Annotated in this window: 17 protein-coding genes; 5 read left to right on the forward strand and 12 right to left on the reverse strand. The window is 72.7% G+C overall.

All coding sequences use genetic code 11. From position 1 onward, the window contains the following. The first annotated feature begins 141 nt into the window (after positions 1 to 141). A complete protein-coding gene (locus ACZ6JT_RS34520) occupies positions 142 to 660 on the forward strand; it encodes a hypothetical protein (RefSeq protein ID WP_469216039.1) in 519 nt (172 codons plus the stop codon). 18 nt (positions 661 to 678) lie between these two features. Here ACZ6JT_RS34520 and ACZ6JT_RS34525 read toward each other — a convergent pair whose 3' ends face one another. The 8 genes from ACZ6JT_RS34525 to ACZ6JT_RS34560 form a co-directional block, all read right to left on the reverse strand. Then, positions 679 to 1215: a hypothetical protein gene (locus ACZ6JT_RS34525; RefSeq protein WP_469216040.1), complete on the reverse strand. Its 537-nt coding sequence runs from the start codon at positions 1213 to 1215 to the stop codon at positions 679 to 681. A 96-nt stretch (positions 1216 to 1311) separates the two neighbouring features. Beyond that, positions 1312 to 1980, reverse strand: coding sequence for a uracil-DNA glycosylase (locus ACZ6JT_RS34530; RefSeq protein WP_469216112.1), 669 nt, complete (start codon positions 1978 to 1980; stop codon positions 1312 to 1314). A 110-nt stretch (positions 1981 to 2090) separates the two neighbouring features. Then, entirely contained in the window at positions 2091 to 3674 is a 1584-nt protein-coding gene (locus ACZ6JT_RS34535; RefSeq protein ID WP_469216043.1) for an ABC transporter substrate-binding protein, read from the reverse strand. Between the two features lie 152 nt (positions 3675 to 3826). Further along, positions 3827 to 4588: an SDR family oxidoreductase gene (locus tag ACZ6JT_RS34540; protein WP_365480756.1), complete on the reverse strand. Its 762-nt coding sequence runs from the start codon at positions 4586 to 4588 to the stop codon at positions 3827 to 3829. A gap of 34 nt (positions 4589 to 4622) precedes the next feature. After that, positions 4623 to 5384, reverse strand: coding sequence for a 3-oxoacyl-ACP reductase FabG (gene fabG, locus ACZ6JT_RS34545; protein ID WP_030722338.1), 762 nt, complete (start codon positions 5382 to 5384; stop codon positions 4623 to 4625). A 199-nt stretch (positions 5385 to 5583) separates the two neighbouring features. Continuing rightward, a complete protein-coding gene (locus ACZ6JT_RS34550; RefSeq protein ID WP_469216045.1) occupies positions 5584 to 5967 on the reverse strand; it encodes a DUF3037 domain-containing protein in 384 nt (127 codons plus the stop codon). Further along, positions 5964 to 6803 carry a HipA family kinase gene (locus ACZ6JT_RS34555; protein WP_469216047.1) on the reverse strand — a complete coding sequence of 280 codons (840 nt, stop codon included), beginning with the start codon at positions 6801 to 6803 and terminating at the stop codon, positions 5964 to 5966. The genes ACZ6JT_RS34550 and ACZ6JT_RS34555 overlap by 4 nt, the downstream gene beginning before the upstream one ends. An 18-nt stretch (positions 6804 to 6821) precedes the next feature. Beyond that, positions 6822 to 7436 (reverse strand): cysteine hydrolase family protein, encoded by a 615-nt coding sequence (locus ACZ6JT_RS34560; RefSeq protein WP_469216048.1) that lies wholly within the window; start codon positions 7434 to 7436, stop codon positions 6822 to 6824. A gap of 76 nt (positions 7437 to 7512) precedes the next feature. Between ACZ6JT_RS34560 and ACZ6JT_RS34565 the strand changes: the two genes are divergently transcribed. Next, positions 7513 to 7986, forward strand: a complete 474-nt coding sequence (locus tag ACZ6JT_RS34565; RefSeq protein WP_469216049.1) for a pyridoxamine 5'-phosphate oxidase family protein — start codon at positions 7513 to 7515, stop codon at positions 7984 to 7986. Between the two features lie 4 nt (positions 7987 to 7990). On the opposite strand, the gene ACZ6JT_RS34570 is transcribed toward ACZ6JT_RS34565, so the two are convergent. Continuing rightward, positions 7991 to 8893, reverse strand: a complete 903-nt coding sequence (locus ACZ6JT_RS34570; protein ID WP_469216051.1) for a LysR family transcriptional regulator — start codon at positions 8891 to 8893, stop codon at positions 7991 to 7993. Between the two features lie 75 nt (positions 8894 to 8968). Here ACZ6JT_RS34570 and ACZ6JT_RS34575 point away from each other — a divergent pair, with 75 nt between their 5' ends. Both ACZ6JT_RS34575 and ACZ6JT_RS34580 read left to right on the forward strand, forming a co-directional pair. After that, a complete protein-coding gene (locus ACZ6JT_RS34575; protein ID WP_469216053.1) occupies positions 8969 to 9934 on the forward strand; it encodes a DMT family transporter in 966 nt (321 codons plus the stop codon). Positions 9935 to 9986: 52 nt separating this feature from the next. Next, positions 9987 to 10238, forward strand: coding sequence for a hypothetical protein (locus ACZ6JT_RS34580; protein WP_469216055.1), 252 nt, complete (start codon positions 9987 to 9989; stop codon positions 10236 to 10238). 142 nt (positions 10239 to 10380) lie between these two features. Here the strand turns inward: ACZ6JT_RS34580 and ACZ6JT_RS34585 are convergent, their stop codons facing one another. Beyond that, on the reverse strand, positions 10381 to 11715 hold the full coding sequence (locus ACZ6JT_RS34585) for an aminotransferase class I/II-fold pyridoxal phosphate-dependent enzyme (protein ID WP_469216057.1): 1335 nt from the start codon (positions 11713 to 11715) through the stop codon (positions 10381 to 10383). Between the two features lie 37 nt (positions 11716 to 11752). Here ACZ6JT_RS34585 and ACZ6JT_RS34590 point away from each other — a divergent pair, with 37 nt between their 5' ends. Continuing rightward, a complete protein-coding gene (locus tag ACZ6JT_RS34590) occupies positions 11753 to 12454 on the forward strand; it encodes a pyridoxamine 5'-phosphate oxidase family protein (protein WP_469216059.1) in 702 nt (233 codons plus the stop codon). Here ACZ6JT_RS34590 and ACZ6JT_RS34595 read toward each other — a convergent pair. After that, complete coding sequence (locus ACZ6JT_RS34595; RefSeq protein ID WP_469216061.1) at positions 12436 to 13401, reverse strand: DMT family transporter; 966 nt, start codon at positions 13399 to 13401, stop codon at positions 12436 to 12438. The genes ACZ6JT_RS34590 and ACZ6JT_RS34595 overlap by 19 nt on opposite strands. Positions 13402 to 13562: 161 nt before the next feature. Beyond that, positions 13563 to 14537 (reverse strand): EamA family transporter, encoded by a 975-nt coding sequence (locus ACZ6JT_RS34600; RefSeq protein WP_469216063.1) that lies wholly within the window; start codon positions 14535 to 14537, stop codon positions 13563 to 13565. Between the last annotated feature and the right edge of the window lie 148 nt (positions 14538 to 14685).

The following is a 14685-nucleotide window of genomic DNA, read 5'->3' on the forward strand; positions in this document are numbered from 1 at the left end:
AGGCCGTCCGGGGCCGTCTGCGGGTGGCCCGGCTTCCGGAGCGGGCCGGATCCGCCGGACACCTGCTCCTCGTCACCCGTGCGGGGTGAATATCCGCTCCGGGTTTTCGCAACGGGGTCCTCGCACAGCAGAGTTGCGCGGGTGCATCCAACCCGAACCACGACAAGCCTGCTGCTCGGAGTCGCCTGTGCCGTTTCGGCCGTCTCCGGCTGTGTGAACGTGAGCCCCGGTCCCGTGCGGCCGGCGGCGGTCCCCGCCGCCGGCGAGCTGCCCCGGCACGCGCCGCGCGGCGGGCCCGGGGCCGCCCCCGTGGTCGTCCAGGCGCCCGCCCTGGAGGCGCTGAAGGCGGTCCCGGAGCAGCCCCCGCACCCGGCGGCCCCCGCGCCCGCCCGGAGGTCCGCCCAGCGCTCCTCCGGCGGGCCCGCGGCGGACACGGCGCCGGTCCCCGACATCCCGGAGCCACCGAAGCCGGCCGGGCCCGCGTCCGGGCGTCCCGGCGGGCGGGCCCACCCCTCCCGGCCCGACGCCGAGGTGGAGCGCGAGCTGGTGCGCAGGCTGCCGGTGCGGCCGGCCGACGTGTGCGCGCTGGGCCGCCGGCACGGCCGCTGGCACCCCGACAGCCCCGAGGCCCGCATCTGCGCGGGCGTCCACGACGGCTGACCGCCGGGGCGCCCGCCCCTACGGGGACTGCTCGGGGAACGGACGGGGACCTGCGCCCGGTTCCGTGGCCAGACGCCGCTCCAGCCGTGCGATGGCCTCCCGTACGCCGTTCCCGTACCCGTCGTCGGGGAGCGCCCCGGTGGCCGCGCGGGCCCGCGCCAGGTGGACCCGGGCGGCTTCGGGGTGCTGGAGCTTCAGGTAGTCGGCGGCCAGGCTGAGGTGCAGGGACGGGTAGAACACGCGCATCGCGAGGTGCGGTTCCCGGGGGGCGGTCGCCCCGTCCCGGGGCCCGTCGGCGGGCGGGTCGCGCAGCGCTTCGGCCGCGGTCAGGGCCCGCAGGTCCCAGGCCAGTTCGTCGGCGGGATCGTCCTGGGCGTCGGCCATGTAGTGGGCGAGGGTGCAGCGGTGCAGGTCGTCCCCCTCCTCGCCGATCTCCGACCAGATCGCGCCGAGCCGGTTGCGGGCCTCCTCGCGGTCCCCGGCGTGCAGCAGGATGACCGCCTGGCCGATCCTGGTCATGACGGCGTCCTCCGACGCCTCCTGCTGCTCAGTCACCGCGGCCTCCGGCTCGCTCCGCCAGACCTGCTCCGGGTCTGATCATCAAGAAGCTAACCGGAGGCACCGGCAATGGTGCCGAGGCGCGGTGGGACGTCAGCCGAGGTCCGGGATCCGCCAGTCGATCGGCTCATGGCCCTGGGCGGCGATGGCCTCGTTGATCTGGGTGAAGGGCCGGGACCCGAAGAACTTCTTGGCCGACAGCGGGGAGGGGTGGGCCCCCTTGACCACGACGTGCCGCTCCTCGTCGATCAGCGGGATCTTCTTCTGGGCGTAGGCGCCCCAGAGGACGAAGACGGCCGGGTCGGGCCGCTCGGACACCGCGCGGATCACGGCGTCGGTGAACTTCTCCCAGCCCTTGCCCTTGTGCGAGTTGGGCTCGGCCTCGCGGACGGTGAGCACCGCGTTGAGCAGCAGGACGCCCTGCTCGGCCCACGGCATCAGGTACCCGTTGTCCGGGACGGGCAGGCCGAGCTCCTCCTTCATCTCCTTGTAGATGTTGCGCAGCGAGGGCGGGGTCTTGACCCCAGGCCGCACCGAGAAGCACAGGCCGTGACCCTGGCCCGCGCCGTGGTAGGGGTCCTGGCCCAGGACGAGCACCTTCACCTGGTCGAAGGGGGTGGCCTCCAGGGCCGCGAACACCTGCTCGCGGGGCGGGTAGACCGGCCCGTTCGCCCGTTCCTTCTCGACGAACTCGGTGAGTTCCCTGAAGTAGGGCTGGTCCAGCTCCCCGCCGAGGACGGGGAGCCAGGACTCGGGCAGCATCTGGGTCACGGCGACAACCTCCGGTACAAGTTCGTGCAACTGCTCCAGAACCTACCGGGGGCCACTGACAACGCGTCGGCCGCCCGGGGCGCAAGCCCCGGGCAGGGCCGCTACCAGCTGGTCTTGCGGTACAGCTCCCACATCTGCATGGCGGTCTGCGGGTCCAGGGCCCGCTCGGCGCCCGCGATGTCCTCCTGGGCGGCGACGTACAGCTTGCCCTGCCACAGGGGCAGCAGGCGGACGTCCTCGGCGAAGATCTGCTGCGCCTTCTCGAACTGCTGGACGCCGGCGGAGCGGTCGCCGTCGCGGCGGGACTTGGGCAGCAGGTCGTTCATGATCTCGGTGGGCTCGTACGGGGTGCCGACCGCGTTCTCCTTGCCGACGAACGGCGCGATGAAGTTGTCCGGGTCCGGGAAGTCGGGGAACCAGCCTCGGCCGAAGACCGGGTACTCCTGGCCCTTGTAGCCCTCCTGGAAGGTCTTCCAGGGCTGGCTGCGCAGGGTGATCCGGAACAGGCCGCTCTCGTCCAGCTGACGCTTGAGCTCGGTGAACTCCTCGGCGGTGGAGGAGCCGTACCGGTCGGTGGTGTACCAGAAGGTCAGGTCGACCGGCGTGGGCACCCCGGCGTCCTTGAGGATCTTCCTGGCCTTGGGGACGTCGGCGGGGCCGTACTTGTCGTAGTAGGGCGTCTTGTGGCCGACGACACCCTTGGGAACCATCGAGTACAGCGGCTCCGCGGTGCCCTGGTAGACCTTGGAGACGAGGGTCCCGCGGTCGACGGTCTGGGCGATGGCCTGGCGGACGGCCGGCTTGGCGACGGCGGGGTCCTTGGGGTTGAAGACCAGGTAGCGGATCTCGGCGCCGACGTTCTCGACGACCTGGACGCCCTGCGCGTGCGCGGCGGGGCTCTGCAGGTCCGTGATCTCCGTGGCCGACAGGCCTCGGTAGGTGGCGTCGATCTCCTTGGCCTTCAGGGCCGCGACCATCTTCTGCGAGTCCTGGAAGTAGCGGATGGTCACCGCCTTGTTACGGCGATTGGCGAAGCCGGTGTAGCTCCCGTTGTTGCCGAGGACGGCCTCGGCGCCCTCCTTGTACGAGTCGAGCACGTACGGGCCGGAGCCGGTGATCTTGCCGTCCTGGCGCACCTTGTCGGCGGGGTAGTCCTTGGGCGCGACCAGCGAGGCGGCGGGCGAGCCGAGGACGTACGGGAAGGTGGCGTCCGAGGTGTTCAGGTGGAAGACGACCGTCAGGGCGTCCGGGGTCTCGATCTTGTCGAGACTGCCGAAGAGGTCCTTCGGACCGACCTTGGAGCCGATCGTCTTGATCCGGTCGAGGGAGTACTTGACCGCCTTGGCGTCGAGCGGCTCGCCGTTGGAGAACTTCAGGCCCTTGCGCAGGGTGCACCGGTAGGCCTGGCTCGCCCCGTCCGTGAACTCACAGTTCTGGGCGGCGTCGGGCTGGGGCTTGGTGGAGCCCGTGGGGAACGCCAGCAGGGTCTGGTAGACGTTCCGGTACAGCTCCCAGGAGCCGTCCCACGCCGCGGCGGGATCGAGAGTGCTCGGTGCGCTCGTGGTGCCGACGACGATCTTCTTGACGTCGTCGTCGTTGTCCTCCGACAGCAGGCCGCATCCGGCGAGCAGGGATATGGACGCAAGGGCCGCAGTGATCTGCAGGCATCTGGTCCGGTTGAACACTTGCACGCTCCTCGATCAGCCAGGGGTGCGGCAGACCCTACCGCAGTGCCCCACGAATCCAATGGGGTGGTTTCGTGGGGCACTTGACCGGTTACGTGCATATTCAGTACGCATTTACCTCCCTTTCGGAGGCAAATGTGTCCGACTATCGGTCAGTGCACACCGGCATTGAGGAACATCCCACCATCGACGACCAGAGTTTGGCCCGTGATCCATTCCGCTTGTGCAGATGTAAGAAACGCCGCGGCCCCTCCGATGTCCTCCGGGAGCCCCAGCCGGCCGAGCGGATAGGCCGCCGCGGCCTCCTGCTCCCGGCCCTCGTAGAGCGCCTGCGCGAACTTCGTCTTGACCACCGCGGGGGCGATCGCGTTGACCCGGACACCCGGTGCCATCTCGTGGGCGAGCTGGAGGGTGAGGTTGACCATGGCGGCCTTGCTCATCCCGTACGCCCCGATGAAGGGCGAGGCGGAGACGCCGGCGATGGAGGCGATGTTCACGATCGCCCCGCCATTGTCCTTCTGCCAGGCGTGCCAGGTCCGCTGGGCGAAGCCCAGGGCCGAGATCACATTGGTCTCGAAGACCTTGCGCGCGACCCCGAGGTCCAGGTCCGCGATCGGCCCGAAGACCGGATTGGTGCCCGCGTTGTTCACCAGGAAGTCGACGCGGCCGAAGGCCTCCATCGTGCGCTCGACGGCGACGGCCTGGTGGGCCTCGTCGTGCGCCTTGCCGGCCACCCCGATCACCCGGTCCGCTCCGAGCCGCTCGACGGCCTCCTTGAGCGCGTCCTCGCTGCGTCCGGTGATGCAGACCCGGTCGCCGCGGGCGACCAGCGCCTCGGCGATGCCGTAGCCGATGCCCCGGCTCGCCCCGGTGATCAGGGCGACCTTGCCGCTGTCGATACCGTCGTACGTCATGACGTGCGCCTGCCTCTCGTGATCTCTTCGCTCGTCAGTTGAGCGGGCCGCCGGCGACGTACATGACCTGGCCGGAGACGAAGCCCGCGGCCTCGCCCGTGAAGAAGGCGATGGCGTTGGCGATGTCGTCCGGGCGGCCGACGCGCTGGACGGGGATCTGGGTGGCGGCGGCCGCCTGGAAGTCCTCGAAGCCCATGCCGACGCGGGCCGCCGTCTGCGCGGTCATCTCGGTGACGATGAAACCGGGGGCGACGGCGTTGGCGGTGACGCCGAACTTGCCGAGCTCGATGGCCAGGGTCTTGGTGAAGCCCTGCAGACCGGCCTTGGCGGCGGAGTAGTTGACCTGGCCGCGGTTGCCGAGCGCCGAGCTGCTGGAGAGGTTCACGATGCGGCCGAACTTGGCCTCCACCATGTACTTCTGACAGGCCTTCGACATCAGGAAGGCGCCGCGCAGGTGCACGTTCATGACCGTGTCCCAGTCGGTCTCGCTCATCTTGAAGAGCAGGTTGTCGCGCAGCACGCCGGCGTTGTTGACCAGGATGGTCGGGGCGCCGAGCTCGTCGGCGACGCGCGCGACGGCGGCCTCCACCTGCGCGGCGTCGGAGACGTCACAGCCGACCGCCAGGGCCTTGCCGCCGGCCGCCGTGATCGCCTCCACGGTGTCCTTGCAGGCCGCCTCGTCGAGGTCGAGTACGGCGACGGCCCGGCCCTCGGCGGCCAGGCGTACGGCGGTGGCCGCGCCGATGCCCCGGGCCGCCCCGGTCACGATCGCGACGCGCTGCTCGGTGGTGGACATGCTGGATCTCCTCGCCCTTGAGAGGCGGCTGCCCAGAGGTGAGCAACCGCTTAGTAGCTTCAGCTGAGGAGACGCTAGGAGCCCTGGCACCCGGTGTCAACGGCGACAGGTCCAGCCCCGCCGGCGTTTGAGGCGCGGGGGCCCGGGGGCAGCGCCCCCGGCAACGGCGCCGCACCCGGACACCCGGCACGCGTCCGCGTCAGCGGACCAGGAGGTCCAGCAACCTCTCCACCTCCGCGGCGGGATCGACCGTGAGGCCGGTGTGCACGGGCCCCGGCTGCACCACCGTGCTCCGCGGAGCGATCAGCCACCGGAACCGCCGCCCGGCATCGTCACCGGCCGCCTGCCCGGCGGACGCCCCACCCGCACACACGCCCTCGACCCCGTGCAGGGCGGCCCGTACCCCGGCCACGTCGGCGTCCGGATCCAGCGCGAGGAGCTTCGCCTCGTCGAGGTGGGTGCGCGCGGCGACGTACGCGTGCGCCCGGCAGTAGACGATCACGCCGGCGTTGAAGCACTCGCCCCGTTCCATCCGGGGCACCACACGCACCAGCGCGTACTCGAACACGTCCCGCTTGGTCACTCGTCGTCGCTCTTCTTCTTGTGGGGCAGGGGGGCGAGGCGTTCGGCCAGCCAGCCCGGCGGACCGGACCGCTGCCTGACCTCGGCCTCCATGGTGATCCTCTCGTGGATCGTGGCCGCGCGCGGCAGCAACGCCTCCACGTAGGCGCGGCGCAGCGCGTCGGTGGAGTCGAAGCCCGGCTCGTCGACCAGCCACTCGTCGGGGACGTCGGCCGCGACCTCGGTCAGCAGTTCCTCGGTCACGAGCGGCGCGAGGGCGGCGGCCGCGGCCCCGATGTCCGGGCCCGCGGGGGCCAGTACGTGGTCGGAGGCGTTGTAGGGCTTGGCGGCCGCGGCCCCGGCGGTGGGCCAGTTGTGGTGCCAGATCATGGTGGCGCCGTGATCGATGAGCCAGAGGTCCCCGTGCCAGACCAGCATGTTCGGGTTGCGCCAGGAGCGGTCGACGTTGTTGATGAGGGCGTCGAACCACACCACGCGTCCCGCCTCGACCGGGTCCACCTGGTAGGCGAGCGGGTCGAAGCCGATCGAGCCGGGCAGGTAGTCCATGCCGAGGTTGAGCCCGCCGCTGGCCTTGAGCAGCTCCTGCACCTCCTGGTCGGGCTCGCCGAGCCCGATGACGGGGTCGAGCTGCATCTGGACCAGCCTCGGGACGCGCAGTCCCAGCCGCTGGGCCAGGCGGCCGCAGATGACCTCGGCGACCAGGGTCTTGCGACCCTGGCCGGCTCCGGTGAATTTCATGACGTAGGTACCGAGGTCGTCGGCCTCGACGATTCCCGGGAGCGAGCCGCCCTCACGCAGGGGCGTGACGTAACGGGTCGCGATCACTTCGGACAGCATCCGCCCAGGTTACGGGGGTCAGGGTGCGGGAGCCCACTGGTTCAGGAGCTCTTCGGCCGTGGTGACGGACGCCACCAGGGCGAGGGAGTTGCGGATCACCTCGGCCGTGCAGGAGGCGGGCACTCCGGCGATGGCATCGGCGGGGACCACGACCTGGTAGCCGAGGTTCACGGCGTCGAAGACGGTGTTGGGGATCGCGACGTTGGAGGAGACCCCGGTGACGACGAGGGTGCGGATGCCGAGGTTGCGCAGCAGGGCGTCGAGGTCGGTGCCGGCCATCGGGGAGAGCCCGTGCAGCCGGCGGACCACCAGGTCCTGCTCGGCGACGGCGATGGGGGCGGCGACCTCCACGGCCCGGCTCCCGGTCAGCTGGCGCACGGGCAGCCTCCCGGCGGCCCGGAACAGCCGGGCGTTGGTGTTCGCCCCGAGCCCGTCGGGCCGCCGTTCGGCGACGGCGTGCAGCACCTGTACGCCGGCCCCGCGCGCGGCGTGGACCAGCGCGGCCACCCGCTCCAGCATCCCCGAGTCCCGGGCCTCCTTGGCGAGCTCGGGCAGCGCGCTCTCCTCGCCCACGACACCGTTCTGGCACTCGACGGTGAGCAGCGCGGTGGTGGTGGGATCGAGATCGGGCATGGCTCCCCCTGGCGTGGCGACGGAAGAGCCCTCATGATTCCTGACACATAGTCAGATGTGAAGGGGTGCAGGGCGGATGGACGAGTCACGGACCGGAACCTCGCAGCGGCGGGGCCGGCGCATCATGATGAGCGACGCGGAAGTGGACTCCTTCCTGCGCGGGCAGAAGACCTGCCGGGTCGCGACGGTCTCCCCCGACGGGCGCCCGCACGTGGGCGCCCTGTGGTTCGCCTGGGACGGCAGCTCGCTGTGGCTGTACTCGATCACGCGCAGCCGCCGCTGGTCCGACCTGCGCAAGGACCCGCGGATCTCGGTGGTGGTGGACTCGGGCGAGTCCTACGACGAACTGCGCGGGGTGGAGCTGTCCGGCAGCGCCGTCTTCGTGGGCGAGGCCCCGCGCACCGGCGAGCCCTGCCCCGAACTGGCGGAGGCCGAGCGGATCTTCCCGGTCAAGAACTTCGGCATCGAGGAGATGCCGCACGACGGCCGGCACGCCTGGATCCGCCTGACCCCCGACTCGATCGTCTCCTGGGACTTCCGCAAGCTCTAGGGGGCTACCGGAGTCCTTCGGCCGCCTGCCGCAGGGCGTCGACCGCGGCCCGGATCGAGGGCCTCCGGTCGGCGTCCGCGCGCCAGACGACGTACACGTGGCGGCGTACGGCATCACAGACCGGCAGCAGCCGCACCCCCGGCGGCACCGGGCCGCGGCCCAGCTTCGGCGCCACGCACACGCCGAGTCCGGCCTCCACGAAGGCCAGCTGGGTGTGGTGCTCCTCGGCGATGTGGGCGATGCGCGGCTCGACGCCCGTACCGCGCAGGGTGAAGACCAGCCACTCGTGGCAGAACTGCCCCTCGTTCCAGGAGATCCAGTCGTCCTCGGCGAAGTCGGCGAGCGAGATCCTGCTCTTGTCGGCCAGCGGGTGACCGACCGGGACCGCGATGTCGACGGAGTCGTCCAGCAGATGGGTCCGGGTGAGCTCGGCGGGCACCGGCATCCGCTTGTTGTGCCAGTCGATGGCCAGGGCCAGGTCGAGGTCCCCGCGGACCACGGCGGCCATGCTCTCCTCGGGCTCCTGCTCGCGCACCCGCGCCCGCACGTCCGGGTGCCCGGCGCGCAGCGCGGACAGGGCCTGCGGCAGCAGTCCGCGCATGGCGGTCGGGAAGGCGCCGATCCGCAGCTCGCCGACGGCGCATCCGCGCTGGGCCTCGACATCGGCCTGGGCGAGCTCCACCTGGGAGATGATCCGCGCCGCGTGGTCGGCGAGCAGCCGCCCGGCGTCCGTGAGCCGGACCCCGCGACCGTTCCTGGCCAGCAGCGGCTGTCCGACCTCGCGTTCCAGCTTGGCCATCTGCTGGGACACCGCCGAGGTGGTGACGTGGAGTCCGTCGGCCGCCCCGCTGACCGAGCCGTGGCGGGCGAGGGCGTCGAGGGTGCGCAGGCGCTCCAGGTTCAACATGTAAGAGATGCTACGCCGTGGACTGGAGAAACTCTCGCTTGTCCTACGAAGTTGACACGAGCAGAGTAAGGGGTCATGAGCGCACCGACCGCCCCGCGGCCCACCCTCTCCACCACCGCCACCCCTGCGAGCACCGCCGCCGGCTGGCGCACCGGACTCCTCGACTGGCGCGTCCGGTTCGCGATCCTCTCGGTCGTCTGGGGCTTCAGCTTCCTCCTGATCAAGGTGGGCACGGAGGCCTACGCCCCCTTCCAGGTGGCCCTGGGCCGGGTCCTGTTCGGCGCGCTCGCCCTCCTCGCCGTCCTGCTGGTCCGCCGCGAGAAGCTGCCCCGCGGCCCGCGCACCTGGGGCCACCTGACCGTGGCGGCGCTCCTGCTCAACACCGCCCCGTTCTCGCTCTTCGCGTACGCGGAGCTGAGCATCCCCTCCAGCCTGGCCGGCATCTGCAACGCCACTTCGCCGCTGTGGGGCATGGCGCTGTCGATGGTCGCCCTGTCCGAGGACCGCCCCACGCGCCGCCGTTTCGCGGGCCTGGGCCTGGGCTTCCTCGGCGTTCTCATCGTCCTCGGCGCCTGGCAGGGCTTCTCCGGCGTCGATGCCCGGGGCACCGCGCTCGCCCTGCTGGCCGCCCTCTGCTACCCCGTCGGCTGGATCTACGTCCGCCGCACGCTGGCCGGCACCCCCGGCTCCCCGGTGGCCCTGACCGGCGGCCAGCTCGTGGTCTCCACCCTCCAGCTCTCGCTGGTCAGCGCCCTCTTCACCACGGCGCCGGACACTTTCCCGCTCTGGCCGACCCTCTCGGTGATCGCCCTGGGCGCCCTCGGCACGGGCATGGCCCTGCAGATGCAGTACGGCCTGGTGACGGAGGTCGGCCCGACCACCGCCCAGATGGTCACCTACTTCATCCCGGTCATCGCCACCGCGGCGGGCGTGCTGGTCCTCGGCGAGCAGCTGCACTGGAACACCCCGGTGGGCGCCGCGATCGTCCTGGCCGGAGCGGCCCTCAGCCAGACCCGCCCCGGCCCACGAAAGCCCGTCTGACCAGTGCTAATGTCCGGGCGATCACCACACCGCCCGGAGGCACCCCTTGAGCTTGGCCGTCGTTCTGCTGACCCTCGGACCCACCCTGATCGTGGCCGGCGGCTGGCTCGCCCTGAACATCCGCGGAGCCGCCACCGGCCTCGAGCGCTGGTCCGCCGCCAACGCCGAACTCCGCATGCACGCCCGGGGCGACCTCGGCCCGGCCCCGCGGGTCGCCGCCGCCGTGTTCTACCGCTACCTGGGCTCGGTGAACGCCGTGTGCGGAGTCCTCCTGACCCTGGGCGGCCTGCTCGAACTCGCCTGATCGCGGACGCCGGGGCCGCCGCGTCCAGTCCTGCCGACAGGACCGGAGGCGGCGGTCCGGGCGGTGTCGGGCCGCGGCCCGGGGGCCGACCCGTACGGGTCAGTCGGTGTCCGGGCCGCGGCCCGGGAGCCGACCCGTACGGTCAGTCGTTCCGCCCGCCCGCGGCCCCCGTCCGGACCGCCGCCGCCACGGCGTCCGCCAGGCCCGGCACCTCCGAGACCCCCAGCTGCGACACCGTCAGCCGCACGCCCGGTCCCGCCTCGACCCGGAAGATCGCCCCGGCCGCCACCGCCCATCCGGCGGCGAGCAGCCTGGTGACCACCACGGTCTCGTCGGCCACCGGCACCCACACGTTCAGCCCGCTCCGCCCGTGCGCCCGCACCCCCCGCTCCCGCAGGGCCTCGACCAGGGCGTTCCGCCGCTCGCCGTACGCACGGGCCACGGCGGCCCGGTCCACGGCCTTCGAGGTCCACAGTTCCACCACCGCGTGCTGGAGCAGCCGGCTCACCCAGCCCGGGCCCAGCCGCTGGCGGCCCCGTACGCGGTCCAGGGTCAGCGCGTCGCCCGTGAGCACGGCGAGTCGCAGATCGGGCCCGTAGGCCTTCGCCGTGGACCGGATCAGCGCCCAGTGCCGGGTGACCCCGCTCAGCGGGTGCGGCGGCAGGTCGACGATCCCGTGGCCGTGGTCGTCCTCGATCAGCAGCACCCCGGGGTGGCGTGCCAGCAGCTCCCGCAGCTCCGCCGCCCGCTCCGCGCCCACCGCGGCGCCGGTCGGGTTCTGCGCCCGCGAGGTCACCACCAGCGCCCGGGCCCCGGCGGCGAGCGCCCGGGCCACCGCGTCGGCGCGCGGCCCGTCGTCGTCCACCGCCACCGGCAGCACGCGCAGACCCAGCGCCGGGACCAGGTCGAGCGAGCCTCCCCAGCCCGGGTCCTCGACCGCCACCGCGTCCCCCGGCCTCAGGTGGGCGACCAGCACCCGTTCCATCGCGTCCAGCGCGCCCGAGGTCACCGCCACCGGGCCGGGCGGCACGCCGTCCGCGTCGAAGTCCGCCCGGGCGAGCCGGGCCAGGTCCGGCGCGACGGGATCCGCCCCGTAGAGGCCGGGGGCCTGCGCGTACCGCCGGGCGGCCGCCGCCAGCGCCCCGTCCAGGGAGGGGAGCAGCGCCACGTCCGGGTTGCCCTCCGCGATGTCGCGCACGCCCGCCGGCACCACCATCCGCAGCGCGTCCCGCGGGGTGGTGGAAGGGCGCGGCCGCACCCGGCTGCCGCGCCGCCCGTCGGTTTCGATGACCCCGCGCTCGCGCAGTGTCCTGTAGGCGGCCGCCACGGTGTTGGGGTTGACGCCCAGTTCGCCCGCCAGCTCCCGCATCGGCGGCAGCAGCGATCCGGGCGGCAGCGCACCCGATGCCACGCCCGCCTCGACGCTGGCCGCGATATCCGCTGTGCCCCGCCCTGTGATCCGATACTCTACTAGCACAAACCCAAGTATGCACTAGTGCAATGGAGTCGGCATCATGACCGCCACGCCCGCCACGGACACGACGACCGAGCGCACCGGGACGACCGGCGCGTACGAGCCCACCGACCGCACGGTCCCCACCCGATCCCGCGACCGGGCGCGCTACGACCGCGAGACGGTGCACTCGATACTCGACGAGGCCTACATCTGCCACCTCGGCTTCGTCCGTGACGGCGCGCCGGTGGTCCTGCCCACGCTGTTCGCCCGGGTCGGCGAATCGATCTACGTCCACGGCTCGACGGGCTCCCGCCCGCTGCTCGCGGCCGGCAAGGCCGATCCGGGGCTGCCCGTCTGCGTGACCGTGACCCACGTCGACGGTCTCGTACTGGCCCGCTCGGCCTTCCACCACTCGCTCAACTACCGCTCGGTGGTCGTGCACGGCACCGCCTACCAGGTCACCGACGAGGCGGAGTGCCGGATGGCCCTGGACGCCCTGGTCGACTCGGCCGTGCCGGGCCGCTCCGCGGACATCCGGCCCGCCAACGCCCGGGAGCTCGCCGCCACGGCGGTGATCCGGGTGGACCTGACCGAGGTGTCCGCGAAGCTGCGCACCGGCCCGAGCAACGACGACGCCGAGGACCTGGAGCTGCCCCACTGGGCGGGCGTGGTCCCTGTCGCCCCCGTGTTCGGCACCCCGGTGCCCGCCGCGGACCTGGCCCCCGGCATCGCCGTCCCGGACTACATCACCGCGCTCTGAGGACTGCGCCGGACGGCGGCGGGCACGGCCGCCCCCGCCGGACGGCGCGATTCCGCCGCGATCAGGGCGCCCACCGCCGTCAGCAGCAGTACGGTGCCCAGCACGACCGCGCCGGTCAGCCGCTCACCGAGGAGCAGGACGGCGATCACGGCCGCGCTCACCGGCTCGATCAGCATGATCACCGACACGGTGGCGGCCCGTACCGCCGCGGCGCCCGTGAAGTAGAGCGCGTAGGCCAGCGCCGTCGGCACGGTGGCCACGTACAGCAGCAGCCAGAGCACCCGCCCGATGTCGGCGGTGTGCGGCAGCAGCCCCTCCGCCGCCGCGAGCGGGAGCAGGCACACCGTGCCCACCGCGACCGACCAGGCGGTGGTCACCAGCGGGTCCCCGCCCGCACCGCGCTGCCCGAGCCACCGCGCCCGCAGGGTCATCCCCGCGTAGCCGGCGGCCGACAGGAGCGCCCAGCCGACGCCGAGCGGCCGCACCTCCCCGCCGCCGCTGCCCAGCACCAGGACGGCCAGCCCCGCCAGCGCGCCGAGCACGGCGGCCACGCCGCCGCGACCGAGCCGCTCGCCCATCCAGTAACGGGCGCCGAGCGCGATGATCACCGGCCCGGCGCCGAGCGTGACCACGGTGCCCACCGCGAGGCCGGTCTCGCGCACGGCGGCGAAGTACGCGGCCTGGAAGACGGTGAACAGCAGCCCGGTCGCGATCAGCGAACCCACCGGGGGCCGCGTCCGCCCCGGCCCGGGCCGGGATCCCCGTACGGCGAGCACCCCCAGCAGGACCACGAGCCCGCCCGCGCACCGCCAGAACGACAGGGCGAGCGGGCCGAGGTCACTGGCCAGGAAGAGGAGTGAGGCGGCCGCCCCGGCGGTGCCCCAGGCGGCTCCGGCGACGACGAGGTACAGCAGACTGCGCCCGGCAGCGGGCGAATGGTTCGACACGAGACTCTCCGCGCTTGCGTGAAGGATGAGAAGAAGCAGGTCATCGCTTCGCGGGCAGCACGTACCAGCCCGGGGACTCCCCGGGCCGGGTCAGATCGTCGAGGCGCCGCCCGCGCTAGGCGGCAGGAGGCGGAAGCACGGTCGAATGCATGATCGCCACCCTAGGCCGTCGTCGTCTCGCGGTCCAGCAGGGCCGGACCGCCCACGGCGGGCGGTACGGGCGGGACCGGCGGCGCCGGCCGGGAGGACTGCGCGATGAAGGCGCCGCCCAGCACCAGGCCGCCGCCGACGATCTGCCAGGTCGAGAGGTACTCGCCGAGCAGGACCCAGGCCAGCACGGTGGCGACGACCGCCTCCAGGAAGGCCACCACGCCCGCGACCTGCGGCGAGAGCCTGCGCACCGAGACCACACCGGTCAGGTAGGCGAAGACGGTCGCGACCAGCACCACCCAGGCGAGCAGCACCGACGCGGGCACCATGGTGCCGCCCACGGAGGCCTGGCCGCCCAGCACCTGCCAGTCGATCTCCCACGGCCGGGCGATCACGGTCATCACCAGGGCGCCGACGAGCATGCCGTACGCGATCACCCCGAGCGGGTCGGGGGCGTCGTCGCCGTCGGCGCCCTGATCGGCGAAGACGAAGTAGAAGGCCTGGCAGCAGGCAGCGGCGAGGCCGAAGAGCACGCCGAGGGGGTCCAGGCTCAGCCCGGACCAGATCTCGACCACGCACGCCAGGCCGACGACGGCCACGGCCGCGCCCGCGGCGGCGCCCCGCGTCACGGGCTTGCGCTGCACGAAGCGGATGTAGCCGAGCAGCAGCGCGGGGCCCAGGTACTCCAGCAGCAGGGCCACGCCCACCGGGATCCGGGAGAGGGAGGCGAAGTAGAAGGCCTGCACGCCCGCGACGGCGACCAGCCCGAAGCCGGCGAGCAGCAGGGGCTTGCGCAGGACCAGGTCACGGTGGCGCCAGGCCAGCGGGGAGAGCACGAGCGCCGCCCCGGCCACCCTGAGCCAGACCATGTGGAGGGGGTCCAGACCCGCCTCGATCAGCGGCTTCGCCGCCACTCCGGAACCACCGAACGCGAACGCCGAGACGAGGGCGAGGCCCAGTCCGGCATTTTTCCCTGACGCTTGCATCCGGCCATCATGACAGGGCCGGTCAGGACCGTCACGGCGGTGACACCTGTTGAGACGCACTCGATACCGGAGCCCGTCGACCCCCACGGTTTCTGACAGGTCGTCAGTATTGAATGTTCCGCCCGCCGGGGCTACGTTCCGCCGCACG

It is taken from the genome of Streptomyces sp. NPDC046308 (assembly GCF_055588065.1).

Excerpts from the sequence above, each read along its gene's own strand:
- ACZ6JT_RS34540 (WP_365480756.1), bottom strand. The coding sequence starts at position 4,588 with ATGACGTACGACGGTATCGACAGCGGCAAGGTCGCCCTGATCACCGGG.
- ACZ6JT_RS34565 (WP_469216049.1), top strand. The coding sequence starts at position 7,513 with ATGGACGAGTCACGGACCGGAACCTCGCAGCGGCGGGGCCGGCGCATC.
- ACZ6JT_RS34600 (WP_469216063.1), bottom strand. The coding sequence starts at position 14,537 with ATGCAAGCGTCAGGGAAAAATGCCGGACTGGGCCTCGCCCTCGTCTCG.
- ACZ6JT_RS34575 (WP_469216053.1), top strand. The coding sequence starts at position 8,969 with ATGAGCGCACCGACCGCCCCGCGGCCCACCCTCTCCACCACCGCCACC.
- ACZ6JT_RS34570 (WP_469216051.1), bottom strand. The coding sequence starts at position 8,893 with ATGTTGAACCTGGAGCGCCTGCGCACCCTCGACGCCCTCGCCCGCCAC.
- ACZ6JT_RS34530 (WP_469216112.1), bottom strand. The coding sequence starts at position 1,980 with ATGCTGCCCGAGTCCTGGCTCCCCGTCCTCGGCGGGGAGCTGGACCAG.
- ACZ6JT_RS34590 (WP_469216059.1), top strand. The coding sequence starts at position 11,753 with ATGACCGCCACGCCCGCCACGGACACGACGACCGAGCGCACCGGGACG.
- ACZ6JT_RS34560 (WP_469216048.1), bottom strand. The coding sequence starts at position 7,436 with ATGCCCGATCTCGATCCCACCACCACCGCGCTGCTCACCGTCGAGTGC.
- ACZ6JT_RS34555 (WP_469216047.1), bottom strand. The coding sequence starts at position 6,803 with ATGCTGTCCGAAGTGATCGCGACCCGTTACGTCACGCCCCTGCGTGAG.
- fabG (WP_030722338.1), bottom strand. The coding sequence starts at position 5,384 with ATGTCCACCACCGAGCAGCGCGTCGCGATCGTGACCGGGGCGGCCCGG.